Raw genomic sequence first — 22,418 nt, 5'->3', positions numbered from 1 at the left:
GTACAGCAGGCAGCAATCCAGACCGCCACCCCGCCCCGCCCCACAAATCAGGTTGTCGTGTCCCCACCAGCCGCTGCACTGCGCTCCATGCCGCCGCGTGGCGTCAACACTCCCGCAAGCTCGCCTTCGGTGATTTATGCCAAGGCGCGACTCACCATCCATAAGAATGCGTGGGACAAGTCGCCATCCATCGGCGTCGTGGAAAAAGGCCGTGAGATGCGCTCCTATGGAAAGACCGGACGCTGGCATCGCGTGATCGTCCCGAAGACGAACATGATCGGCTGGGTGCATGAAGATCAGCTTATCGGTGGACGCAACAAGCCTGACAGTGCAAGCCTTATCACCGGCTCGATTGCCAGGAAGACGCAAACTGCAACGGCAGCCGCACCAAAACAGGCTCCAAATCCAGCGCATTCACGCATGGAGCCGCCCAAAGCTGTCGGCCAGAAAAACTAGAGCTGCTCCGGTTAAAACGGAACCGCTCTATCTCTTTGTTTTTACGCTTGTCTTTATCCCAAAAACCGGTTCCCACTTTTGGGAGACATGCTCTAATCCAGACCACGCGCCATTGCTTCGAGCTGCCGATCGCCCGGCAGATAATCGAATCCTGCTTCAATCAGTGATGAACTGTCTGCGACCAGATCACCATAAAGCTGGTCGTAGAGACCGCTTTTGCCCGCTGCCGATAGCAGGAGCCGCATGAAGACCGGTGGAACGGGTACAAGACGCAAAGGCTTTCCCAAGGCAGCACGCAGCTTCGTCACGAGTTCTTTTGTGGAGCGCGGTTGCGGCTCAGCAAGATGAAACACCCGCCCGGCAACCTTTTCGGCAGGCGCCACGCTTAAAAATGTCAGCGCATGGGCGACGTTTTCAAGCGACACGAAACTGCGCCTGTTGTCTGCCAGACCGAACGGCAACGGCAATCCGCTGTTGCAGAGCTTCATCAAGGCTTTCAGGTTCGCCCGCGCTCCGGGACCGTAAACGAGAACCGGGCGCGCGATGACGATCTCGATCCCGTTGATTTCGCGCAGATCGGCTTCCGCCTTCGCCTTGGCACGGCCGTAATCATCACGCGGCTTCAGTGGCATGTCCGGCCTCAGCGGCGACGGGTTTCCCACAATCGTATAGATCGTGGATACAAACACGAAGCGCTTTACGCCGGCGGCTTTTGCCTTGGTGGCGAGTTCCACGGCCAGTCGATGATTGACCGCATTGAATGTATCGGCATCCGGTCGTTCTGCGCCAGTGCGGTGAGCAAGTGCTGCACAATGAACAACCGTTTCAACACCTGAGAAATATGGATCAGACAGTTCATTCCGGGACAGAGGCAGGACTTCATGCCCTTCCCCGATTAGCACTTGAGTGAGTGCGCTTCCGATAAAACCACCCGCTCCGGTGACCGCTATCTTCATCCTCAGCGTTCCGGCTGTTCGCTGCCCGCCAGAACCTGAGCGGCAAGCGTGCGCGTGATGCGGCTTTTCTGCTCAAGTGCCGCCCGGTCAAGCTTGTCGACGATCTGGATCGCAGACAGAAGCGAGCGCTCGATCCGGCTCACCAGATAGGCGACGACATGCGGCTCGACGCTTACCTGCCGGTCCGCGAAGAGTTTGTGAATAACGCCGGAAAGCAGCAGATCGTCCGGTTCCGAAATTTCCACGACGGTTGCAGCCTTGAGGCGCGAGGCAAGATCGGGAAGCTTTACGTTCCAGTTGGCTGGCCACAGACGGGAGGTCATGAGCAGGGAAGGCCCAACCCCCTGAGCCGCATTCTGCCGAACGCTGTTGATGAGATGGAAAAGTCCGGTTTCATCGAAAGGCGCAGCACCTATATCGTCGATCAGCACCGGATATTCGGCAGCGCCGTTTACAGCTTCCTCGGTAATGTTCGTGGGGTCTACCAGAAGTGCACCTGTTCCGGCGCGCCAGATTTCCGCCAGATGCGTCTTGCCTGATCCCGTCGGCCCGGCAAGGATCGTGACAGGCGACAGCCAGTTCGGCCAGCGATCGATAAGATCGACAGCGGCACGGTTAGAACCCGTGACGATCATGTCTTCCCGATGATAACCGGGCTGATGCTCAAGATTCAACGGAATCTGGCGCGGTGCCTCACGCATCGCGGCCTCCTGCAAATCCCGTTTCAAACCTTGTCCGGTTACGACCCAATCTCATTTCTCTTTGCCTGCATTCTCGCCTGCCTCGATCAGCGGCCCGGCGTCGGGGTTTGGCTGATGGTAGGCAGGATCATACATCGGTGAATGGAGATAGCTATTCAATGCGAACCGCACAAGCACCCCGACTGCAGCCGCTGCGGGCACTGCCACCAGCATTCCTGTAAAGCCGAACAGCGAGCCGAAGGCAAAAAGAGCGAACATAAGCCAGACCGGATGAAGCCCCACGGACGAGCCGACGAGCTTCGGCTGGAGGATGTTTCCTTCCACAAACTGACCAAGGAAAAACACACCCGCGACGGCACAGATCATGATCCAGTCAGGCCAGAACTGGACCAGCGCCACACCGATGGCGAGCGCCAGACCAACAAAGGAACCGATATAGGGAATAAAGCTGATGAGACCGGCAAAAAAGCCGATCAACAGGCCGAAATTAAGTCCGGTCAGCGTGAGACCGATGGCGTAATAGGTTCCCAGAATGAGACAGAGCGTTCCCTGCCCGCGAATGAAACCGGCGACGGCGGCATTCATCTCGCGGGCGATGCGGCGCACGGTATGAAGCTGGCGGCGCGGCACCCATGAATCGATGCTGCTGACCATGCGGTCCCAATCCAGAAGCATGTAGAATGCAACCACCGGAGTGACGACGAAAAGCCCCGCAATATCGATCAGCGATTTCCCCGAATTCCACAGGGATTGAAGCAAGGTCGACATGAACCCGGCGCCCTGCTGGAGCAGAGAACTCAGATTCTGCTGAATGACCGAACTGTCAATACCGATATATTTCTTCAGCCATTGCGAATCTTCGTTTGCCAGAAGCGACTGAAGTTGTGTGATGTAGTCTGGAATTTTAGAAATGAAGTCAGCTAGCTGGGTTGCCAAGATCGGCACAATAATCATCAGGCCGACTACCAGCGCCATCAGGAAGATGAGCAGGATGACGATTGTGGCCGTAAGCCGGGACAAGCCGAAACGTTCCAGCCTGTCTGCGACAGGGTCGAGGAAATAGGCCAGCGCCATGCCCGCAACAAAAGGCAACAGCACTGAACTGAATACGATCAGGAACAGAACGAAGACCGCGACGGTCCCCACCCAGAACATCGCCTGACGGCGCACCGAAGAGCCGGTCAGCGCGCCGACTTCCACATTGACGTGGATATCACCATCCCGAACTGTCGCTTCCGACTGACGGATCGTTCGGCTGGCGCTCGTGCGCGTGGGTGTCGGTTTCTTGACCATGTGCATCTATTTCCAGGAAACGAATTGGATAGAGCCAGTCCTGATAGCAGAATGGCGTTACGGATATCTTAGTGCGAACGGGAACAAGTTAGAACGGTTACTGAGGATTGCAATGTCTGTGCGAAAAGCCTGACGAAACACAACCTTCTATCGAGTTATGGACGGTGCTTTACGATTTCAGGCAGAATCCTGCACTGTTTCGCTCTTTTCGAGCCTTGTGGCCTTGCAGGCAGCGCCGTCTCGTGCCATTGCGCGCACATTCTCTGTTTATCGCATTTTTCTTGAGCAAAACCGTTACACGCTTTTGCCGAAAATGCATTAAACAGCTGCGTGGATAAGCACCCAATTTCAGGAGCAGGCCATGACCATGGAAAATAAGCCCGCCGATAAGCCTGTTGGCCAGAACGGCCTGACCTATGCGCAGGCTGGTGTCGACATCGATGCCGGGAACCTGATGGTCGAGAAGATCAAGCCGCTCGTGCGCTCCACGCGCCGCCCCGGTGCGGATGGCGAGATCGGCGGTTTTGGCGGGCTGTTCGACCTCAAGGCTGCTGGCTTCAAGGATCCGGTACTCGTTGCCGCCAATGATGGTGTCGGCACCAAGCTGAAGATCGCCATCGATGCCGACAAGCACGACACGGTGGGCATTGATCTTGTTGCCATGTGCGTCAACGATCTCGTCGTTCAGGGTGCTGAACCGCTTTTCTTCCTCGACTATTTTGCGACCGGCAAGCTTTCGCCGGATCAGGGTGTCGATATCGTTGCGGGTATCGCAGAAGGATGCCGACAAGCCGGTAGCGCACTGATAGGCGGTGAAACCGCTGAAATGCCCGGCATGTATCGCGACGGCGATTATGATCTTGCCGGTTTCGCTGTTGGTGCGGCTGAACGCGACCGTCTGCTGCCGCGTGGCGATATCGCCGAAGGTGATGTCATACTCGGCCTTGCTTCGTCCGGTGTTCATTCCAACGGATTTTCACTGGTACGCCGCATCGTTGAACTCTCCGGCCTCGGCTGGAAGTCCGATGCCCCGTTCCAGCCGGGCGCAACACTCGGTGAAGCGCTGCTCACCCCAACACGTATTTATGTGAAGCCCCTCCTCGCTGCGATCCGCGCTTCAGACGGTATCAAGGCGCTGGCCCACATCACTGGCGGCGGTTTTCCCGACAATATTCCGCGCGTTCTGCCGGACGGTCTCGCTGCCGAAATCGATCTTACGTCGATTTCCGTTCCGGCGGTCTTCTCCTGGCTTGCCAAGACGGGCGGCGTCGAGCCGAACGAAATGCTGCGCACATTCAATTGCGGCATCGGCATGATTGCCGTCGTGAAGCCTGAAAAGGTCGAGGAAGTCGTGGCTGCCCTTGCCGCTGAAGGCGAAAAGGTTGTCACGCTCGGCCAGATGGTGAAGCGTGAAAAGGACGGCGTCGTCTACAAAGGCACGCTTTCGCTATGAGCCGCAAGCGGGTCGTCATCTTCATTTCGGGCGGCGGCTCCAATATGGAGGCGCTGATCCGCGCTGCGCAAGCCGCCGATTTTCCGGCGGAAGTGGTGGCGGTCTTTTCCGACAAGGAAGAAGCTGGTGGCCTTGCCAAAGCAAAGGCTGCCGGTATTGCGACACAGGTTTTCAAGCGCAAGGACTTTGCCTCGAAGGATGAGCATGAAGATGCCATTCTGGACGCGCTCGCCGCGTTGAAACCGGATATGATCTGCCTTGCTGGCTATATGCGCCTCTTGTCGGGCCGCTTCATTGCTCCCTATGAAGGCCGCATCCTCAACATTCATCCTTCCCTGCTCCCGCTTTTCCCTGGACTGCATACCCATCAGCGCGCGCTGGATGCGGGCATGAAAGTCGCAGGCTGTACCGTTCATCTGGTCACGGAAGAGATGGATGAAGGTCCGATTCTGGCCCAGGCGGCGGTGCCGGTACATGTTGGCGACGATGCCGAAGCGCTCGCAGCCCGCGTTCTCAAAGCCGAGCATCAACTTTATGCATTGGCTCTTCGCAAATTTGCCGATGAGCAAAACGGCCAGCCGGATATGGCCGATGCGATGGTTTTGAGCGCCTGATGGCGCTCTTTCCATGTTCAACCGCGGCAAATTAATCACAGACGAAGTTTTTTGTTAATAAAACTTTAATTTCCCGCAAAAAGCTCTAATTCCCCTTCGTAACGGAACTTGCTTCGGCAAATCTCGTTAAGGGACGTGTAAGCGTCTCTTTCAATGTGTGTTTTAGAAGAGGACAAGGACATGTCTCTCCGTTTTTCGACTTCCTTCCTTTCGGCAATGGCCGTCATTTCAGGCATTGCGGTCACGGCTCCAGCCATTGCTGCCGACTACGTAGCTCCTCCCGCTTCGGGTCGCACCCAGCCGCGCTCGGAAGTCGGCACGCTGTCCTGCGATATCTCCCCTGCCATCGGCGTCATCATCGGCAGCCAGCAGGATGTGGACTGCGTATTCAGCCCAGCCCGTGGACGTGGTCCGGCTGAGCGTTATACAGGGACGATTACCAAGCTCGGTATCGATGTCGGCTTCATCAATGGCGGTCGTGTCGCCTGGGCTGTGTGGGCTCCGACCGTTCGTCCCGAAGGCGCTCTTCAGGGCCGTTATGTCGGCGCATCTGCCAATGCCGCGATCGGCGTCGGCTTCGGCACCAACATCCTGACCGGCGGTTCGTGGAAGACGATTTCGCTTCAGCCGATCTCGCTTCAGGGCCAGCGTGGCCTGAATGCAGCTGTGGGTGTTTCCAAGCTGAAACTGCGTTACGCTGGCTAACGAGCAGTGCGAATAAACAACAACGCCGGGGCGCATATATAGTTTATATATGCGCCCCGGCGTTGTTGGATAAATATTTATGAGTTTATTTTTCGAATCCAGATCTTGGTATCGTGCACCGCCAGCCCGCCATAGGGTGCGGCAGGTTCAGCGCCGATCAATATATTGATCCCCTCGCCGCGCTCGAATGTCGAATTCGGGAAAATGCCCTCCGACACCGCGACACCACGCTTTTGCCCGGCACGCAGCACGGCATGAAGCACCAGCTCGCCACGATGATTGCCGATCTCGATCCGCTCACCATTCTCGATGCCAAGCTCAGCCGCGTCATCAGGATGAATAAGCAATTCTGGCCGGATTTCCTTGGCGAGCGATGTCGGTGTCTCGGCAAAGGTCGAATTCAGGAAGTTATGCGCCGGTGAGGTCGTCATGCGGAAGGGATGCTCGGCATCCGCCGTTTCGATCACTTCCCAATGGTCTGGAAATTCCGGTATCGACTGGAAGGGTCCCTGCAGCCCCATGACTTCCGGCGGCTTGTTCGGCGACGGGCTTCCGGTCCAGTCAGGACGAAAGCGGAACTTGCCATCCGGCCATTTGAAGCCATTGATATAATGCGCTTCTTCGAAGGGCGGCTGCAGATCGACAAAGCGCTTTTCCTTCAATTCGTCGAATTGCGGCAGGTCGCTATTGGCATTCATGTTGTCGATCAGCGTGCGCTCGTCGAGATCAAAACCCGGCAGATGCGCAACGCCGAGACGTTTCGCCAATTCGTTGATAACGAAAATATTCGGGCGCGCATCGGCAAGAGGCTCGATCAGCTTCGGTCCCAGAACCACATGCTGCTGTCCACCGCCGCGATAGATATCGTCATGCTCAAGGAATGTCGTCGCAGGCAGGACGACATCGGCCATCTTCGCCGTATCGGTCATGAACTGTTCGTGCACTGCAACGAAAAGATCCTCGCGCGCGAAACCTTTGCGAACCAGCCTCTGTTCCGGCGTCACATTCATCGGGTTGGTGTTCTGGATCAGCATCGCCATGACGGGTGGGCCGCCATAAAGAGCCTCACTGTCACCGGTGAGAATACGACCGATCTTCGACTGATCGAGAAAACGAAGACCTACATCCTGCATGGCGCGACCTTCGATCTCGCGCTTGTCCATCTTGAAGATGCCTGAGTTCGAGTGGAATGCACCACCGCCTTCATAAAGGAAAGCGCCTGTCACACAGGCAATCGAAGAAGCTGCGTGCATGTTCACCGCGCCGTTGCGCTGGCGGGTGAAACCATAGCCGAGACGGAAATAGGTGCGCTTGGTCTTGCCGACGAGATGGGCAAATGCCTCGATCTCTTCGACGGACAGGCCGGTGATGGCGGCCGCCCATTCCGGTGTCCGGGTTTGAAGATGCGCTTCCAGTCCTTTCGGATCATCGGTGTAGCGCTCCAGATAATCCCAGTCTGCAAGGCCATCACGGAACAGCACATGCATGACCGCGCAGGCAAAGGCGCCATCCGTACCCGGTTTCAGCACAATGCCCATATCCGCCTGCCGGACGGTCGCATTGGCATAAACATCGATGACGACGATCTTTGCGCCGCGTTCCTTTCGCGCCCGAACCGCGTGGGTCATCACATTGACCTGCGTGGCGGCGGCATTGGTGCCCCAGATCACCACCACATCTGCCTTTGCCATTTCACGCGGATCGGGACCGGTCAGGCTTCCTGTTCCCGCAAAATAGCCAGTCCAGGCCATATTGGTACAGAAACTGTCGAACTGGTTGGAATAGCGCTTGGCGAAACGCAGACGATTGATCGAGTCGCGCTGCACCAGCCCCATCGTGCCAGCATAGTAATAGGGCCAGACGCTTTCGCTGCCAAACTCATGCTCGGCTTTCAGGAAGCGCTCGGCAATGAGATCAAGTGCTGCTTCCCATGAAGCTTCCTTCCACTGCCCCGCGCCTTTCGCACCGGCACGAACCAGCGGATGCTTGAGGCGGTCGGGATGATGGACACGCTCGGCATAGCGCGCGACCTTGGCGCAGATGACGCCAGCCGTGTAGCTGTTGTCCTTTGCGCCGCGCACGCGCCCTATGGTGCGCTCATCGAGGATTTCGACATCGAGTGCGCAAGTTGACGGACAGTCGTGCGGGCAAGCCGAATGACCTGTTTTGATGTTCGAGATGGGAGCGTGCTGGTTCATGTTACTTTATTATCTCAAGCCACTTCGCACAGAAACGAATTTCTGCCGGAAGATTGTCACTGTGACGAAATAAATTTTCACGACAGGCGGAGCGAAATCGCACCAAGAACAATAAGACCGGCAGCGATGAAACGCGGCAAGCCAACCTTTTCCTTCAATACCACAGCCGAGATGAGTACGCCGAAGAGGATAGCCGTTTCGCGAAGCGCCGCCACGACGGCAATCGGAGCCATGGTCATCGCCCAAAGTGCCAATCCGTAGGAACCGAGGGTTCCGACACCGCCAATCATGGCCGGTCGCCAGTGATTGCGCAGATATTGGATAAACCTGTTCGGTTCACGATAAAGAGCCCAGCCTGCCAGCGGCATGGCGTTCATCAGGAATAGCCACAGCGTATAGGAAATCGGTGCGCCCGAGACACGAACACCGAGGCCATCAATGATCGTATAGCTTGCAATGAAGCCCGCATTCGCGAGCGCAAGCAGCGCCGTGCGACTTGAGGCGCCACGATTTCTGCGGCGGGCATCCAGCGCCATCGCAAGAACACCGGAACAGATCAGCACGATCCCAAGCCAGCTTTGCCAGCCCATAACCTCGCCGACCAAGGGGGCACTCACCAACGCCACCAGCAAGGGCGGCGTGCCGCGCATAATCGGATAGGCTTCGCTCATGTCGCCCGATTTATAAGCCGCGGCCACGAGCGACATGTAGAATACCTGCGTGACGGTTGAAGCAACTATGTAGCCCCAGCTTGCCGGGTTCGGCAGTGGCAAGAATGGCAGGATAAAAAGAGCAATCAAACCGGCTGCACCGGTTACACTGGCTGCGCCGAAGAACTTGTCTCCGCTTCCCTTTACAATTGCGTTCCAGCTCGCGTGGAGAAACGCGCCAAAGAGGACGATCAGAAGGACGCCACCAGACATTTCGGGACTCGACTCAAAGCTACGGAGCGGATGATGAAAGTTGTATGTCACATTTGTGACAGGAGAGATATTGCAGGAACGACGCAGACCGGGGTCTTTTTGGATATCACTGCCTCTTGCCGAAAACTGGCCGACATGAAACAAGCGCAACCATGAATTATCGTCACGCCTATCACGCCGGAAATTTTGCGGATGTCGTCAAGCACGTCATCCTGACGCGTCTTGTCGAGTATCTGAAACGCAAGGATCAAGCCTTTCGCGTCATCGACACCCATGCAGGCATTGGCCTCTACGACCTGAAGGGTATCGAAGCAGGCAAAACCGGCGAGTGGATGGGCGGTATCGACCGCATCATGGACGCCGTGAAGAAACGGCAGATCGAGCAGCCCGCGCTTGAACTTCTGGAGCCTTATCTCGCCGCTGTCCGTGCGGTCAACAACGGTGAAAAGCTTCGCCATTATCCGGGTTCGCCGCTTGTCGTCCGGCATTTGCTGCGCAAGCAGGATCGCCTGTCCGCACTGGAACTGCATCCGCAGGACTCCACCAAGCTGGCAAAACTTTTCGACGGTGATTATCAGGTCCGCGTGACGGAGCTCGACGGCTGGCTTGCGCTGGGCGCCCACCTTCCGCCCAAAGAAAAACGCGGCATGGTTCTGGTTGACCCGCCTTTTGAAAAGGATGGCGAATTCGATCGTCTGGTCGACGGTCTGGCCAAGGCCTACAAGCGCTTCGGCGGCGGCATCTATGGACTGTGGTATCCGGTGAAAGATCGCAAGGAAACAGAACGGTTCACCCGGCAGCTGCGAGAAACCGGCATTCCAAAGATCATGCAGATTGAGCTTGCGATTCGTGCACCGTCCACTGAACCACGCCTTGATGGCACCGGCATGATTGTCGTTAATCCGACCTATACACTCGAAAGTGAGATGCAAACCCTGCTTCCCTGCCTTACCAAGCTTCTGGCCGAGGAGAAAGGGAGCAATTTCAGCATCAAGTGGGTGCGCAGCGAGACGGATCGCACTTGACCCGCGCGAATTGCTGACAGAAACTGCGCCTCAACGCTTCGGCTATCACAGATTAGAGCGGGTGCGAGCTCGCAATTTGGGACAGGACAGAGATATGCAACGAACCCTGGAACGTATCGGACAGTATTCACGCGCAGCCCTGTTTGCTGCGTCTGTCCTTCCCCTGACGCTTGTGTCTCTGCCGGCCAGTGCCGCAGACTATCTCACTCCTGCTCCAGCAGGCGTTGCCGATGCAGGCGCTTGCAGCCAGCAGAGCGTTTTGCGCTCGGTGGTTTCCGATTTTGGCTATCAGGTACGTCATGTCCCGAACCTGCCGCAGGTCGGTATTTCGGCGATGAGCGATGTTCAGCTGACACGCTATGAGCCGAAGACCAATCCGGCCCAGATCGAACGTACCTATTGCAAGGCAACCGCCGTTCTGACCGACGGTCAGTACCGTTCGGTCTGGTATATGGTCGAAGAAGGTCAGGGCTTTGCCTCGATGGGCCGCAACGTCGAATTCTGCGTCGATGGTTTCGACCGCTGGTATGTTTACGACGCGAGCTGCCGCGTTCTTCGCTAGTGTCTGCTCCAAAAGTCGCCATGCCGGTCTGCAAATGGCAATTTGTCTGCGTTCCGGTGCTCACGTACCTTTAAGTACGCTCCGCTCCGGTACTCGAAAATCACCATTTTCGCCTCGGCCTTTCGCTTTTTGATTCAGACACTGAAGCCTTGAGCAACGATTGAGTGGAGGGCATATGCTGCGGAATTTTGGTGCAGCTGCGTTTACGTTGCTCGCAGCGGCAGTTGCGAGTGTTTTGGCAGTCGCACCAAGCCATGCTGATGACGTTGCGGGCGAGTTCGACTTCTACGTCCTCGCCCTCTCCTGGTCGCCGAGCTATTGTGCCTCCGAAGGCCCCCGCGCCAACAAGCAGCAATGTGGAACCAACCGTCCTTTCGGTTTCGTGGTGCATGGTCTCTGGCCACAGAACGAATGGGGCTATCCGGCGAACTGCCAGTTCGACAATGCCCGCAGTCGGGGCAGCTATGTGCCTCGTCCAATCATTTCCCGCCTGTCGGATATCATGCCTTCTGCCGGTCTTGTCGCTTATCAATGGCGCAAACACGGCAGTTGTTCGGGCCTGTCGCAGGACGAATATTTCTCAACGCTGCGTAACGCTTTCGATCAGGTCAACATTCCGCCCAGCCTGCGCAATCTGGCGAGTGGTCGGCGTGTTGATCCCCTTCTCGTCGAAAAAGCCTTTATCGCAGCCAATCCCGGCATGAAGCCGGACGGAATTTCGATAAGCTGCAAGCGGAACTATCTTCAGGAAGTTCGCATCTGCATGACAAAAGACCTGCAATACCGCGCCTGCGGTCAGGTCGATGCCAATGCTTGCCGAAGCCGCTCCGTCATGATGCCCGCCACGCAATAAACTTCACATATCCGGTTTAGGAACGAACGATGACACAGATACTCTATTCGCCTGCTTCGCCCTACAGCGCGAAGGTGCGCATGGCCGCCCACTATGCCGGCATTCCGTTTGAAAGCGTCGTCGTCAACACCTCGGCGGAACCGGAGAACCTCATCCATGCCAATCCACTCGGAAAAATTCCGACGCTGGTGACGGATGATGGCAAATCGGTTTTCGACAGCCGTGCAATCATCCAATATCTGAACCGGGTTTCGGGTAACAAGCTCTTCCCGCGTAATGCCGAAAAGCGCACCGATGCAGAGCGCTATGAAGCCATTGCCGACGGTCTCTGCGACGTGCTTCTGGCACATGTCTATGAACGCCGTATGCGTCCCGAAGAAAAGATTCATCAGCCCTGGCTCGACCTGCAATGGCGCAAGGCTGAACGTGCGCTCGATCTTCTGAACGAAGCACCGCCACGTCTGGCGGGCAAGCTGCATGGCGGTCATATCGCTGTCGCCGCCACGCTGGGCTATCTGGCGCTGCGCTTCGAGGGCAAATGGGAACGTAACCGTCCCAAGCTCAAGCGCTGGATGAAGCGCTTTCAGGAAGTGCATCCGGAACTGACTGAACTGCTGCCGCGCGGTTGACCGGTCTGGAAAGAAAAAACCCCGGATTTTCCGGGGTTCTTTTTTTGCGGCCTATTGCTTGTTGTCGAGCGCCTGCAATATCCGATAGGCAGCCTTTACGCGCTCATCGATCGGATAATTCCGGTTGGCAAGCAGAACAATTCCGGTCTTCTTCGCAGGAATAAAGGCCGCATAAGCGCCAAAGCCGTTGGTTGAGCCTGTCTTATTGATCAGCACATCAGCTGACGGTTGGCGAGGTGTATCGAATTTCTCGATTTTGTGCGACTTCAGCGCCATGTCCGACGAGTTGCCCTCAAGAAGCGTCTTGAGCGCAGTCGGATAGTTGTAGAACTCCCAGCCAAGTCCCTGATTGTTCGCTCCGACATGGTAGTAACCGGTATGCGTTGCGGCGACGGCTTTCTGGAAATCAGGCTCCAGAGATGAGCTGTCGATGTTCAGTTCGACGAAGCGGGCAAGATCAAGCGCGGTGGTCTTGATGCCATAGGCTTGTGCATCCAGCGCCCCGCCCGATACCCGGATCGGCTTGTTGGCTTTGGAATAGCCGTAGGCGTAGTTCTTCATCTGGCTTGCCGGCACATTGATGAAGGTGTTCTTCAGGCCGAATGCAGGCAGAAGCTTTTGCTCCATCAAAACGTCGAACGGCTTGTCCATGCTTCGTGCCGCCAGATAGCCGAACAGGCCGATGCTGGGATTCGAATAGCGACGCTGCGTCCCTGCCGGATAGTCCGGCTTCCATTTCTTGAAATATGCCAGCATCGAACTGTCATCGGTGACAGCATCGGGAAACTGGAGGGGCAATCCGCCCGGCGTGTAGGTCCCAAGATCACGCATGGTGATCTTGTCGAAGCTGCTGCCTGCCAGTTCAGGAGCCCATTTGGTCGCGGGATCGGACAGGGAGAACGCGCCTGTCGCCAGCCCGTAACCGCCAAGCATTGCAGTGAAGGTCTTGCTGACCGAACCGATCTCGAAAATCGTGTCTTCAGTGACTTTTTGCCCGCTTTCTTTCGATGCCACACCATAACCGAAGAAGTGGCTCTTGCCGTCGATGGTTATGGCAACCGCCATGCCGGGGATTTTCTGCTCGGCCATGAGCGGGCGCACCGTTTCATCGACAATACGGCGCAAGTCGCCATCATTCACCTTGCTCGCAGCCAGCGCGCCGCTATTCGGGATAATAGCGGCAGTGGTGAGGAAACCGATCAAAAGTGTCGTAGATTTTCTCATGACAGATAAATAAACCTCATGATTATGCGTTCCGCTGCATCTTTCTCAAGACATAGCCGGTATTGCGCGGTCCATTATATTGAAGCCCGCTTTGCGGGATATATGCCTTTCAGGCCCAGCTTATATACGATGCTTGCGCTGGCGCGACAAACGACGTTATCTAGCACTTGGCATTAGAAAAATTTGGGGCAACATGGTTCGACCGCATCTCCCGCTCAATTCCCTGCGCGCCTTCGAGGCATCGGCGCGCCATCTGAGCTTTACGAAGGCCGCGATTGAACTTTGCGTCACGCAGGCAGCTGTCAGCCATCAGGTCAAGAGCCTCGAAACCCGTCTGAACGTGACATTGTTCGAGCGCCTGCCCCGCGGGCTGATGCTGACGAGCGAAGGAGAAACGCTGCTTCCCACATTAAAGGACGCATTCGACAGGATTGCCGGAACGCTAGAGCGTTTTGAAGCGGGGCATTATCGGGAAATCTTGCGTGTGGGTGCTGTCGGCACCTTGGCCGTCGGCTGGCTACTGCCACGTTTGCGCGATTTTCAGAATCGCTACCCGTTCATCGACCTGCGGCTTTCGACCAACAACAACCGGGTGGATATTGCGGCGGAGGGACTGGATTACGCGATCCGTTTCGGGAGCGGCGCCTGGCACGGCATCGACGCAACCCGATTATTGGAAGCGCCCCTGTCGCCACTTTGCATCCCGGAACTGGCGCGCGAATTGCGAACACCGGTCGATCTCGCACGACATACTTTGCTGCGCTCCTATCGTGCCGATGAATGGACGCAGTGGTTTGTGGCAGCAGGCGTCACGGGCGACATGCCCCTGCCGCGAAGCATCATGTTTGATTCGTCGCTCGCGATGATGGAAGCCGCCATGCAGGGAGCGGGCATTGCGCTTGCCCCGCCACTGATGTTCTCCCGGCAATTGCTGTCGGAAACCATTGTCCAGCCGTTCGAGACGACGGTGACGATGGGCAGTTACTGGCTGACAAGGCTACAGTCGCGGACGGAAACGCAAGCGATGGCCGCATTTCGCGACTGGCTGACAGATGCCGCGAACAACTGAGCTAAACAGCGCAACAAAAAACCGGGCAGTTGCCTGCCCGGTTTTCCGTGTTCAATTATCAGATAATTAGAACTTGTAGCCAACGCCGACGCGGATGTCGTGGGTGTCGAGCTTGTTACGAACCGATTCGTTGCCGAGGTCGTAGGTCTTGTTACCGAACTGGGTGTAGCGGTATTCAACGCGGCCCAGGATGTTGTCCGTGAGCTTAGCTTCCAGACCGGCACCAGCAGTCCAACCAACGCGGAACTTGCTTTCGTCGTCAAAGCCATTGTCAAGCTTGACCTGCGAACCGGCAACACCAGCCGTGATGTACGGCATAACCGGGTTCAGGTCGTAGCCGAGACGTGCACGCAGCGAGCCTTCGAAGCCCTGCTTAACTTCCAGACCGTCCTTGGTCTTCTTGGCCCAGGAGTAGCCGGCATCGCCTTCAACACCGTATACGAACTGGTCCTGCTGGAAGTTCCAGCCAGCGTAAGCGCCAGCCTTCATATCGTCAGGCTTAACGGTGCCTACGGTGTCGGTCTTGGCCTTGTTCCAGCCGTAGCCGAGGTACAGACCGGTGTAGCCACCAGCCCAGCTGTACTGCGGAGCCATTTCGACCGGAGCCGGAACAGGAGGCTGTTCCTGAATGGCATCAGCAGCGAAAGCAGTCGCAGAGAACGGCAGCAGCGCAGCCGAGGCGATTACGAGAGACTTAAGAGTGCGCATAGCATTCTCCTTACACAAATTACCTTTAGCGCGGTCCCTTATCGGGCGGACGATGTTGGGAGCAAATCGTCCATGCCGCGCTGACAGGATCGACATATCGGCGGTAATTGCGGCACGAAATGCCCGCTTCTGGGGAGAAAACCTGACGAGAACATGGCAAAAATACGATGTTGCATTATCGCAACGCCGAATTCAGCCACCTATATAGTGGGATAACGTCGATTGCAGTGACGGCAACGCGCGGCGAAGTGACACGAAGCCGCTGAAATCTCTACAAATTTGTCAGTTGTGAACATTGCGGGCGCTGTTTTTAGCTGCAATCTTCCGACCGAAATGGCATGAAATCGATTGAAGAATCTCGATAAGAAAGTGTTTACCGTGTTGAACGATCAAGAGCCTCGCCTGCTTGCTAAATGCCCGGTTCTGGTCACCGGCGGCGCACGGCGCATTGGGAAGGCAATTGTCGAAGACCTCGCCGCCCATGGCTTCCCGGTCGCCATACACTATAATCACTCCATCGATGAAGGCGCCGCCCTTGCAGCGTCCATAAATGAACAAGGCGGCAAAGCCTGTGTCGTGCGCGCAGACCTTTCGTCCGAATCTGATATTCGCAATCTTGTGCAAGATGCGTCGCGCCATATCGGGCCGATCCAGCTCCTCGTCAATAATGCATCGCTCTTTGAAGATGACCGTATCGGCCAACTGGACATGACGCTGTGGGACAAGCACTTTGCCATCCACCTCAAGGCGCCTGTCCTGTTGGCTGAAGAAATGGCAAAAGCTCTGCCCGATCGTGAAGAAGCGCTTGTCGTCAATGTCATCGACCAGCGCGTCTGGAAGCTCAATCCGAACTTCTTTTCCTACACGCTTTCAAAGACGGCCCTCTGGAATGCCACCCGAACGATGGCACAAGCGCTTGCTCCGCAGATTCGGGTCAATGCAATCGCACCTGGTCCAACATTGCCGAGCGAACGGCAGAAGCCAGGCGATTTCGAACGGCAGGTCGAAAAACTTCTTTTGCAGCGTGCGCCGGAATTGTCGGAATTTGGGCGTACTGTTCGCTATTTCTGGGAAAGCCGCTCCGTCACCGGCCAGATGATCGCACTTGATGGCGGACAGCATCTGGCATGGGAAACCCCGGATATTGCAGGAATCACCGAATGACCGGAAACCGCAAGAACAATGAGGATGCCGTTGCAAACCTGCCGTCAGATGACGAGCAGGATGTGGCCGGTATTATCATTGGTGATGCGGAAGCCGACGATGATGACGAGACCGACGATATAGTCGACGTTCCTGCCTCGCCGTCCGCTGCCGATTCCATTCAATGGGATTCTTCAGATGGCCTGCCGGACATTGAAGGCCTGAGCGGTCAGGACATCATCAATGCTTTCGTGAAGCGCCTGCCGAACAATCCGGGCGTCTATCGCATGTTCAACAGCGATGGTGACGTGCTCTATGTCGGCAAGGCACGCAATCTCAAGAAGCGCGTCTCCAATTATGCGCGCGGGATCGGCCATTCGAATCGCATCACCCGGATGATCCGCGAAACGGTGACGATGGAATTCGTCGTCACCCGGACAGAAACCGAGGCCTTGTTGCTGGAAGCAAATCTCATCAAGAGATTGCGTCCGCGCTTCAACGTGCTGATGCGCGATGACAAGTCGTTTCCCTATATTCTCCTGACTGGCGACCATCGGGCACCCGGCATTTTCAAGCATCGCGGTGCACGGTCCCGCAAGGGAGACTATTTCGGCCCATTCGCCTCTGCCGGTGCTGTCGGTCGCACGATCAACGCGCTTCAGCGCGCCTTTCTGTTGCGGACATGCACGGATTCGGTTTTTGAGACACGCACCCGTCCCTGCCTTCTCTTTCAGATCAAGCGTTGCTCCGGCCCCTGCACGCACGAGATCAGCGATGAGGACTATGCCGAACTCGTCAACGAGGCCAAGGCGTTTCTGTCCGGCAAGAGCCAGTCGGTAAAAGACCACCTTGCAACGGCAATGCAAGCCGCATCGGCTGATCTCGATTTCGAACATGCAGCGGTTTACCGGGATCGCCTGGCTGCGCTTTCACACGTCCAGTCACATCAGGGTATCAATCCACAGACGGTCGAAGAGGCTGACGTTTTCGCCATACATCAGGAAGGTGGCATGACCTGCATTCAGGTTTTCTTCTTCCGTACTGGCCAGAACTGGGGCAATCGCGCCTATTTCCCCAAAGCGGACAGTTCGCTCGGCCCGGCAGAGGTTCTGGGGGCATTCCTGTCACAGTTCTATGACGACAAGCCATGTCCGCGTCTGGTTCTCTTGTCCGAAACGGTTGAGGAGCAATCGCTTATTGCCGAAGCGCTCTCGACGCGAGCGGGCCATAAGGTGCAGGTCAACGTTCCACAGCGCGGCGAGAAGAAAGACCTTGTCGATCACGCCCTGACCAATGCGCGCGAAGCGCTTGGACGGCGGCTTGCCGAAACATCGTCACAGGCGCGCCTGTTGCAAGGCATGGCTGAGACCTTCGGCCTGTCCCAGCCCCCGCGCCGCATCGAGGTCTACGATAACTCGCATATCATGGGCACGAATGCCGTCGGTGGCATGATCGTCGCCGGGCCGGAAGGCTTTGTCAAAAACCAGTACCGGAAGTTTAATATCCGCTCGACTGACATTACGCCGGGCGACGACTTCGGCATGATGCGCGAGGTTATCGAGCGGCGCTTCTCACGGCTGGTCAAGGAGCATGGCACGCCGGAAGAGCCCGCTGACGGAGAAGTAACCGATACATTTCCCGCATGGCCCGATGTCATTTTGATCGACGGCGGTCAAGGCCAGGTCGGTGCAGTCAGGCAGATTCTCGGGGAGCTTGGAATCAGCCATCTCGTCAATGCAATCGGTATTGCCAAGGGCGTCGACCGTGAAGCGGGGCGCGAGCGTTTCTTCGTGGAAGGCAAACAGGCCTTCACGCTGCCGCCGCGCGATCCTGTGCTCTATTTCATCCAGCGCCTGCGCGACGAAGCGCACCGGTTTGCCATCGGCACACACCGCGCGCGTCGCAAGAAGGAAATGGTCAAGAATCCGCTCGATGAAATTGCGGGAATCGGCCCATCACGCAAGCGTGCCCTGCTGCACCATTTCGGGACTGCAAAAGCGGTTTCCAGAGCCGCGGTTGCCGATCTGATGCAGATCGAAGGCATCTCGGAAGCCATGGCCAAGACGATTCACGATCATTTTCGTGACAGATGACGCAATTTTGTCCGGGATTTATGCACAAGCGTCATTAGGTCCCGGCAGAACATATTCGCAGGTGTTGATTTTATCGGTCATCCCTGTTGATGTGCGCTAACAACGACGTGGCGGAACAATGCAGAAAAATCATACCCTCTCCTTGCCCAATATCCTCACTTACGGCCGGATCATCGCCGTTCCCCTTGTGGTATTGTGCTTCTTTGTCGAAGGGCGGCTGGAATCAAGCGATTTCGCCCGATGGACAGCTCTGGGATTGTTTATCGTCGCCAGCATTACAGACTTTTTCGACGGTTACCTCGCCCGCATCTGGAAGCAGACATCGACCATCGGTCGCATGTTGGACCCGATTGCCGACAAGCTGCTCGTATCCGCCATCCTGCTGCTTCTGGCAGCTGATGGCACGATCGCCGGCTGGACGCTGTGGGCCGCAATCATCATCCTTTGCCGCGAAATCCTTGTTTCGGGGTTGCGTGAGTATCTTGCCGAACTGAAGGTCAGCGTTCCCGTCTCCCGTCTCGCCAAATGGAAGACGACAGCACAAATGGTTGCTCTCGCATTTCTGCTCGCAGGCCCTGCTGGTGACAAAGTCGTGCCCTATGTAACCGAAATGGGTATTGTCCTGCTTTGGATATCGGCTCTTCTGACGCTTTATACGGGCTGGGACTATTTCAAGGCGGGCCTCAAACACGTAATGGATTGATCCAATGACGGTAAAACTCGTCTATTTTGCATGGGTGCGCGAGAAAATCGGCAAGGGTGAAGAGTTAATCGAACTTCCCTCGCCCAAAACGACAGTGGCTGACCTGATCAGCCACCTGAAATCGCGCGGTGATGAATATGAAGCCGCCTTCGAGCACGAACATGTCATCCGTGCCGCGATCAATCAGGAACATGCCGAGCACGTTGAACTCGTGAATGACGGCGATGAAGTTGCGCTCTTTCCGCCCATGACGGGAGGATGAAGTGAGCGGGCAAGAGCATTTCCAGCAAAAGTGCGGAGCGGTTTTGCGTAGGATAATGCGTAAAAGAAAAACATAGGCCATTTTCAATGATTCAAGCAAAACTGGAAATGCCCTAATGACATGCCCACTTTTCGTCGGCATAAGAAGTGAAGACTTCGACACGGCAGCGGAACTGCGCAAGCTTGAGCATGGGCGCACGGATATCGGCGCTATCGTCACCTTTACCGGGTTGTGTCGCGATGAAAGCGGCTCGCTTTCCGCTCTGGAACTGGAGCATTATCCGGGCATGGCCGAAGCTGAAATCACCCGCATCGCCCGACAGGCCATCGAGCGCTGGCCGATAACAGCCCTCACGATCATTCACCGTTATGGACTCATCAAACCGGGCGAAAACATCGTTCTGGTTGCAGCAGCGTCGTCGCATCGACATGCGGCTTTCGAGGCCGCCTCATTCCTGATGGACTACATGAAAACCGACGCCCCCTTCTGGAAGCGGGAACATCTCGCAGATGGTTCGGTTGGTGGCTGGGTGTCGTCCAAAGAGGAAGACGAAAAGATCCGCGAACGCTGGAAACAGTCGTAATCTTTCGATTGCCAGCTATTCTGTTGATCTCTATTTCTCATTTTAATCGTGAATTAACTATTTAACCCCCTAGAATAATGGCTAATTTAGGTGGTGTGTTCTTGCGCTGCCACAATTTTCACATGAAGATTTCGCTAATGTCGGCATGATGAATCAGACGCTGACAAGCGATAATGAAAGACAGATTGGAAACCGCATCAGCGCCATCTGTCTTGCAACAGATGACGCGTGCGGGAACGGAAGTTTCGGGCTTTGACGATGCGAAATGGACTGGCAAAAACCCTTTCAATTGCTGCGGCACTCGTGGTCGGCATTGGCGCGCTTGGTGGCGCTGCCTTATTCCTGACCACGTCGATGCCGACGAGCAGCATTGCCGCGGAAAAAACCGTCAGCGGCAAGGTGATGTATCGTGAGCGTATCGCGCTGCCACCGGAGGCAAACCTGACGGTTCAGCTTTCCGATGTCTCGCTGGCCGACGCTCCTTCCAAAGTCATTGGCGAAACGCGGATTGAATCCGTTCAGGGATCGCCGATCCCGTTTGCCATCAATTTTGATACGGACCAGATTCAGCCCGGTCATACCTATGCCCTGCAGGCGCGCATTTCGGCAGGCGATACGCTATGGTTCGTCAATGACGAGCGCTATACCATCGATCCGGAGAACCCCGGAGAACCGGCAGAAATCAAGGTTGTGATGGTTCGCAAGAGCGGTGATGAAGGCGTTGCCATCGGCATCGAGGGCAAGGACTGGCTCGCGGAAGACATTCAGGGCGGCGGCGTGATCGACAATGCCCAGACGACGCTGACGGTTTCGAGCGACGGTGCCGTCAGTGGCTCAGGCGGCTGCAACCGTTATTTCAGCAAGGCGGTCGTGACCGGGGAAAACATTTCCTTTGCCGATATCGGATCGACCTATGTCCAGTGCCCGCCTGCCCTCATGAACCAGGAACGCAAGTTCCTCGATGTGCTCGGCAAAACCAAGTCCTACAAGATCGACATGGGCAAGCTTGTTCTCTTCGATGACGAAGGGAAAGAGATGGCAAGGCTCGCACAGAGCCTCTGAGATTTGCTTCTGCGCGTCATCTCACCCAACAAAAAAGCCCGGTCAAACCGGGCTTTTTCTTTGAATTCTCGTTGGGATTAGCCGACGATTTCGGTGCCCGAGAACCAGTAAGCAATTTCTTCTGCAGCGGTTTCCGGAGCGTCGGAACCGTGAACCGAGTTTTCGCCGATCGACAGGGCGAATTCCTTGCGGATGGTGCCTTCGTCGGCGTTGGCCGGGTTGGTTGCACCCATGACTTCGCGGTTCTTGGCGATGGCGTTTTCGCCTTCCAGAACCTGAACGATCGTTGGGCCGGAAGACATGAATTCAGTCAGTTCGCCGAAGAACGGACGATCCTTGTGAACAGCATAGAAGCCTTCAGCTTCACGCAGGCTCATCCAGACGCGCTTCGAAGCGACGACGCGCAGGCCAGCTGCTTCGAGCTTGGCGGTGATTGCGCCGGTCAGGTTGCGGCGGGTCGCATCGGGCTTGATCATGGAGAAGGTACGTTCGATTGCCATTATGACACCTTGTTCGCTGGGAAATTTCAGAAAAGTGAGGCTCTATACCGTCGATAGGCCTAATTGCCAAGAGGCCACACCATTTTGAACACATCGCATACCGCCTAGCAGCTTGAGACGACGGAAATTTGAAGGCATAGATAATGCCACTCTGATTCAGGCTATCGGGTAGCGGGGAACTTGTATGGAACAGCATTTTCAAATGTTTGCGTGGTACAATCGCTGGGCCAACGAACTGCTCTATGCCGCTGCTGCCGATCTGAGCGACGAGGAATACCGGCTCGATCTTGGGCTGTTCTTCGGTTCGATCCATCGCACGCTCAACCATCTTCTGGTCACCGACCGCATCTGGATGAAGCGGTTTACCGGCGAAGGCGACCATCCAAAGCAACTCGACGCCATCATCACCGACAATTTCATCACGCTGCGCGATCTGCGTCATGCCGAAGATGAACGCATCTGCCGGTATACCGACTCCTTGAACGCCGACAAGCTTGCTGGACGTTTTACCTATACGACCGTTTCGGACATGCGCACGATGAGCCAGCGGCTTGCGCCTTCGCTGGCGCATCTGTTCAATCACCAGACCCATCATCGCGGCCAGATCCACGCGGCATTGACGCGGCTCGGTGCCGACGCTCCGTCGCTCGACCTCTCACAATTCCAGCGAACCGAAGGCGGACGCCGCTTCGCCTGACTGATG

General features: G+C 56.3%; 23 protein-coding genes and 1 pseudogene. 16 read left to right on the top strand and 8 right to left on the bottom strand.

From position 1 onward, the window contains the following. Positions 1-456: pseudogene (locus tag CES86_RS16330) on the top strand (hypothetical protein); the annotation flags it as partial. Positions 457-548: 92 nt separating this feature from the next. On the opposite strand, the gene CES86_RS16325 reads toward CES86_RS16330, so the two are convergent. Genes CES86_RS16325 through CES86_RS16315 form a run of 3 tightly spaced genes read right to left on the bottom strand, consistent with a single transcriptional unit; the run spans position 549 to position 3,406 of the window. Then, positions 549-1,412: an NAD-dependent epimerase/dehydratase family protein gene (locus tag CES86_RS16325; protein WP_040129477.1), complete on the bottom strand. Its 864-nt coding sequence runs from the start codon at positions 1,410-1,412 to the stop codon at positions 549-551. 2 nt (positions 1,413-1,414) lie between these two features. After that, entirely contained in the window at positions 1,415-2,113 is a 699-nt protein-coding gene (hdaA, locus tag CES86_RS16320) for a DnaA regulatory inactivator HdaA (RefSeq protein ID WP_010661694.1), read from the bottom strand. A 51-nt stretch (positions 2,114-2,164) separates the two neighbouring features. Continuing rightward, on the bottom strand, positions 2,165-3,406 hold the full coding sequence (locus CES86_RS16315; protein ID WP_029376318.1) for an AI-2E family transporter: 1,242 nt from the start codon (positions 3,404-3,406) through the stop codon (positions 2,165-2,167). Between the two features lie 361 nt (positions 3,407-3,767). Here CES86_RS16315 and purM point away from each other — a divergent pair, with 361 nt between their 5' ends. The 3 genes from purM (at position 3,768) to CES86_RS16300 (ending at position 6,178) form a co-directional block, all read left to right on the top strand. Then, entirely contained in the window at positions 3,768-4,859 is a 1,092-nt protein-coding gene (purM, locus tag CES86_RS16310; RefSeq protein WP_029925191.1) for a phosphoribosylformylglycinamidine cyclo-ligase, read from the top strand. After that, the gene (gene purN / locus CES86_RS16305; RefSeq protein WP_029925196.1) at positions 4,856-5,473 is read left to right on the top strand and encodes a phosphoribosylglycinamide formyltransferase; all 618 of its coding nucleotides are present in this window, start codon (positions 4,856-4,858) and stop codon (positions 5,471-5,473) included. The genes purM and purN overlap by 4 nt, the downstream gene beginning before the upstream one ends. A gap of 180 nt (positions 5,474-5,653) precedes the next feature. Beyond that, the gene (locus CES86_RS16300; protein ID WP_010661690.1) at positions 5,654-6,178 is read left to right on the top strand and encodes a DUF992 domain-containing protein; all 525 of its coding nucleotides are present in this window, start codon (positions 5,654-5,656) and stop codon (positions 6,176-6,178) included. Positions 6,179-6,255: 77 nt separating this feature from the next. On the opposite strand, the gene CES86_RS16295 is transcribed toward CES86_RS16300, so the two are convergent. Both CES86_RS16295 and CES86_RS16290 read right to left on the bottom strand, forming a co-directional pair. Next, entirely contained in the window at positions 6,256-8,376 is a 2,121-nt protein-coding gene (locus CES86_RS16295) for a molybdopterin oxidoreductase family protein (RefSeq protein WP_029925199.1), read from the bottom strand. A 77-nt stretch (positions 8,377-8,453) separates the two neighbouring features. Then, positions 8,454-9,299, bottom strand: coding sequence for a DMT family transporter (locus CES86_RS16290; RefSeq protein WP_010661688.1), 846 nt, complete (start codon positions 9,297-9,299; stop codon positions 8,454-8,456). Positions 9,300-9,451: 152 nt separating this feature from the next. On the opposite strand from CES86_RS16290, the gene CES86_RS16285 reads away from it, so the two are divergent. The 4 genes from CES86_RS16285 (at position 9,452) to CES86_RS16270 (ending at position 12,368) form a co-directional block, all read left to right on the top strand. Further along, entirely contained in the window at positions 9,452-10,324 is an 873-nt protein-coding gene (locus tag CES86_RS16285) for a 23S rRNA (adenine(2030)-N(6))-methyltransferase RlmJ (protein ID WP_094514910.1), read from the top strand. Between the two features lie 94 nt (positions 10,325-10,418). Continuing rightward, entirely contained in the window at positions 10,419-10,886 is a 468-nt protein-coding gene (locus tag CES86_RS16280) for a phage portal protein (RefSeq protein WP_010661686.1), read from the top strand. Positions 10,887-11,061: 175 nt separating this feature from the next. Continuing rightward, positions 11,062-11,739: a ribonuclease T2 family protein gene (locus tag CES86_RS16275; protein WP_012092380.1), complete on the top strand. Its 678-nt coding sequence runs from the start codon at positions 11,062-11,064 to the stop codon at positions 11,737-11,739. A 29-nt stretch (positions 11,740-11,768) separates the two neighbouring features. After that, entirely contained in the window at positions 11,769-12,368 is a 600-nt protein-coding gene (locus CES86_RS16270; RefSeq protein ID WP_010661684.1) for a glutathione S-transferase, read from the top strand. A gap of 51 nt (positions 12,369-12,419) precedes the next feature. Here CES86_RS16270 and CES86_RS16265 read toward each other — a convergent pair whose 3' ends face one another. Then, positions 12,420-13,592: an extended-spectrum class C beta-lactamase OCH-1 gene (locus CES86_RS16265; protein ID WP_040129485.1), complete on the bottom strand. Its 1,173-nt coding sequence runs from the start codon at positions 13,590-13,592 to the stop codon at positions 12,420-12,422. Positions 13,593-13,785: 193 nt separating this feature from the next. On the opposite strand from CES86_RS16265, the gene gcvA reads away from it, so the two are divergent. Beyond that, the gene (gene gcvA / locus CES86_RS16260) at positions 13,786-14,661 is read left to right on the top strand and encodes a transcriptional regulator GcvA (RefSeq protein ID WP_029925209.1); all 876 of its coding nucleotides are present in this window, start codon (positions 13,786-13,788) and stop codon (positions 14,659-14,661) included. 66 nt (positions 14,662-14,727) lie between these two features. Here the strand turns inward: gcvA and omp25 are convergent, their stop codons facing one another. Further along, positions 14,728-15,369 (bottom strand): outer membrane protein Omp25, encoded by a 642-nt coding sequence (gene omp25, locus CES86_RS16255; RefSeq protein WP_010661681.1) that lies wholly within the window; start codon positions 15,367-15,369, stop codon positions 14,728-14,730. 348 nt (positions 15,370-15,717) lie between these two features. On the opposite strand from omp25, the gene CES86_RS16250 reads away from it, so the two are divergent. The 6 genes from CES86_RS16250 to CES86_RS16225 all read left to right on the top strand — a co-directional run bounded on the left by CES86_RS16250 (position 15,718) and on the right by CES86_RS16225 (position 21,215). After that, the gene (locus tag CES86_RS16250; RefSeq protein WP_094514909.1) at positions 15,718-16,533 is read left to right on the top strand and encodes an SDR family oxidoreductase; all 816 of its coding nucleotides are present in this window, start codon (positions 15,718-15,720) and stop codon (positions 16,531-16,533) included. Next, positions 16,530-18,605, top strand: coding sequence for an excinuclease ABC subunit UvrC (gene uvrC / locus CES86_RS16245; protein WP_094514907.1), 2,076 nt, complete (start codon positions 16,530-16,532; stop codon positions 18,603-18,605). Before CES86_RS16250 ends, uvrC begins: the two co-directional genes overlap by 4 nt. Before the next feature lie 118 nt (positions 18,606-18,723). Continuing rightward, on the top strand, positions 18,724-19,308 hold the full coding sequence (gene pgsA, locus CES86_RS16240; RefSeq protein ID WP_010661678.1) for a CDP-diacylglycerol--glycerol-3-phosphate 3-phosphatidyltransferase: 585 nt from the start codon (positions 18,724-18,726) through the stop codon (positions 19,306-19,308). 4 nt (positions 19,309-19,312) lie between these two features. Beyond that, on the top strand, positions 19,313-19,570 hold the full coding sequence (moaD, locus tag CES86_RS16235) for a molybdopterin converting factor subunit 1 (RefSeq protein WP_010661677.1): 258 nt from the start codon (positions 19,313-19,315) through the stop codon (positions 19,568-19,570). 115 nt (positions 19,571-19,685) lie between these two features. Next, positions 19,686-20,153 carry a molybdenum cofactor biosynthesis protein MoaE gene (locus CES86_RS16230; protein ID WP_029925213.1) on the top strand — a complete coding sequence of 156 codons (468 nt, stop codon included), beginning with the start codon at positions 19,686-19,688 and terminating at the stop codon, positions 20,151-20,153. A gap of 258 nt (positions 20,154-20,411) precedes the next feature. Continuing rightward, positions 20,412-21,215 carry a YbaY family lipoprotein gene (locus tag CES86_RS16225; RefSeq protein WP_010661675.1) on the top strand — a complete coding sequence of 268 codons (804 nt, stop codon included), beginning with the start codon at positions 20,412-20,414 and terminating at the stop codon, positions 21,213-21,215. A 77-nt stretch (positions 21,216-21,292) separates the two neighbouring features. Here the strand turns inward: CES86_RS16225 and ndk are convergent, their stop codons facing one another. After that, the gene (gene ndk, locus CES86_RS16220) at positions 21,293-21,715 is read right to left on the bottom strand and encodes a nucleoside-diphosphate kinase (RefSeq protein ID WP_010661674.1); all 423 of its coding nucleotides are present in this window, start codon (positions 21,713-21,715) and stop codon (positions 21,293-21,295) included. A gap of 184 nt (positions 21,716-21,899) precedes the next feature. Between ndk and CES86_RS16215 the strand changes: the two genes are divergently transcribed. Continuing rightward, positions 21,900-22,412: a DinB family protein gene (locus CES86_RS16215; RefSeq protein WP_040129495.1), complete on the top strand. Its 513-nt coding sequence runs from the start codon at positions 21,900-21,902 to the stop codon at positions 22,410-22,412. Positions 22,413-22,418: the final 6 nt, after the last annotated feature.

This window comes from Brucella lupini, from assembly GCF_002252535.1.
GTDB classification, from domain to species: Bacteria; Pseudomonadota; Alphaproteobacteria; order Rhizobiales; family Rhizobiaceae; genus Brucella; species Brucella anthropi.
The sequence above is the reverse complement of the archived record's forward strand: the minus strand, read 5'-3'. Positions and strand labels throughout refer to the sequence as shown.

Coding starts and splice junctions, on each gene's coding strand:
- CES86_RS16295 (WP_029925199.1), bottom strand. CDS start 8,376: ATGAACCAGCACGCTCCCATCTCGAACATCAAAACAGGTCATTCGGCT.
- gcvA (WP_029925209.1), top strand. CDS start 13,786: ATGGTTCGACCGCATCTCCCGCTCAATTCCCTGCGCGCCTTCGAGGCA.
- uvrC (WP_094514907.1), top strand. CDS start 16,530: ATGACCGGAAACCGCAAGAACAATGAGGATGCCGTTGCAAACCTGCCG.
- CES86_RS16225 (WP_010661675.1), top strand. CDS start 20,412: ATGCGAAATGGACTGGCAAAAACCCTTTCAATTGCTGCGGCACTCGTG.
- CES86_RS16215 (WP_040129495.1), top strand. CDS start 21,900: ATGGAACAGCATTTTCAAATGTTTGCGTGGTACAATCGCTGGGCCAAC.
- moaD (WP_010661677.1), top strand. CDS start 19,313: ATGACGGTAAAACTCGTCTATTTTGCATGGGTGCGCGAGAAAATCGGC.
- CES86_RS16315 (WP_029376318.1), bottom strand. CDS start 3,406: ATGGTCAAGAAACCGACACCCACGCGCACGAGCGCCAGCCGAACGATC.
- CES86_RS16270 (WP_010661684.1), top strand. CDS start 11,769: ATGACACAGATACTCTATTCGCCTGCTTCGCCCTACAGCGCGAAGGTG.
- omp25 (WP_010661681.1), bottom strand. CDS start 15,369: ATGCGCACTCTTAAGTCTCTCGTAATCGCCTCGGCTGCGCTGCTGCCG.
- CES86_RS16325 (WP_040129477.1), bottom strand. CDS start 1,412: ATGAAGATAGCGGTCACCGGAGCGGGTGGTTTTATCGGAAGCGCACTC.
- CES86_RS16285 (WP_094514910.1), top strand. CDS start 9,452: ATGAATTATCGTCACGCCTATCACGCCGGAAATTTTGCGGATGTCGTC.
- CES86_RS16230 (WP_029925213.1), top strand. CDS start 19,686: ATGACATGCCCACTTTTCGTCGGCATAAGAAGTGAAGACTTCGACACG.
- CES86_RS16290 (WP_010661688.1), bottom strand. CDS start 9,299: ATGTCTGGTGGCGTCCTTCTGATCGTCCTCTTTGGCGCGTTTCTCCAC.
- CES86_RS16265 (WP_040129485.1), bottom strand. CDS start 13,592: ATGAGAAAATCTACGACACTTTTGATCGGTTTCCTCACCACTGCCGCT.
- hdaA (WP_010661694.1), bottom strand. CDS start 2,113: ATGCGTGAGGCACCGCGCCAGATTCCGTTGAATCTTGAGCATCAGCCC.
- purN (WP_029925196.1), top strand. CDS start 4,856: ATGAGCCGCAAGCGGGTCGTCATCTTCATTTCGGGCGGCGGCTCCAAT.
- CES86_RS16300 (WP_010661690.1), top strand. CDS start 5,654: ATGTCTCTCCGTTTTTCGACTTCCTTCCTTTCGGCAATGGCCGTCATT.
- CES86_RS16275 (WP_012092380.1), top strand. CDS start 11,062: ATGCTGCGGAATTTTGGTGCAGCTGCGTTTACGTTGCTCGCAGCGGCA.
- ndk (WP_010661674.1), bottom strand. CDS start 21,715: ATGGCAATCGAACGTACCTTCTCCATGATCAAGCCCGATGCGACCCGC.
- purM (WP_029925191.1), top strand. CDS start 3,768: ATGACCATGGAAAATAAGCCCGCCGATAAGCCTGTTGGCCAGAACGGC.
- pgsA (WP_010661678.1), top strand. CDS start 18,724: ATGCAGAAAAATCATACCCTCTCCTTGCCCAATATCCTCACTTACGGC.
- CES86_RS16280 (WP_010661686.1), top strand. CDS start 10,419: ATGCAACGAACCCTGGAACGTATCGGACAGTATTCACGCGCAGCCCTG.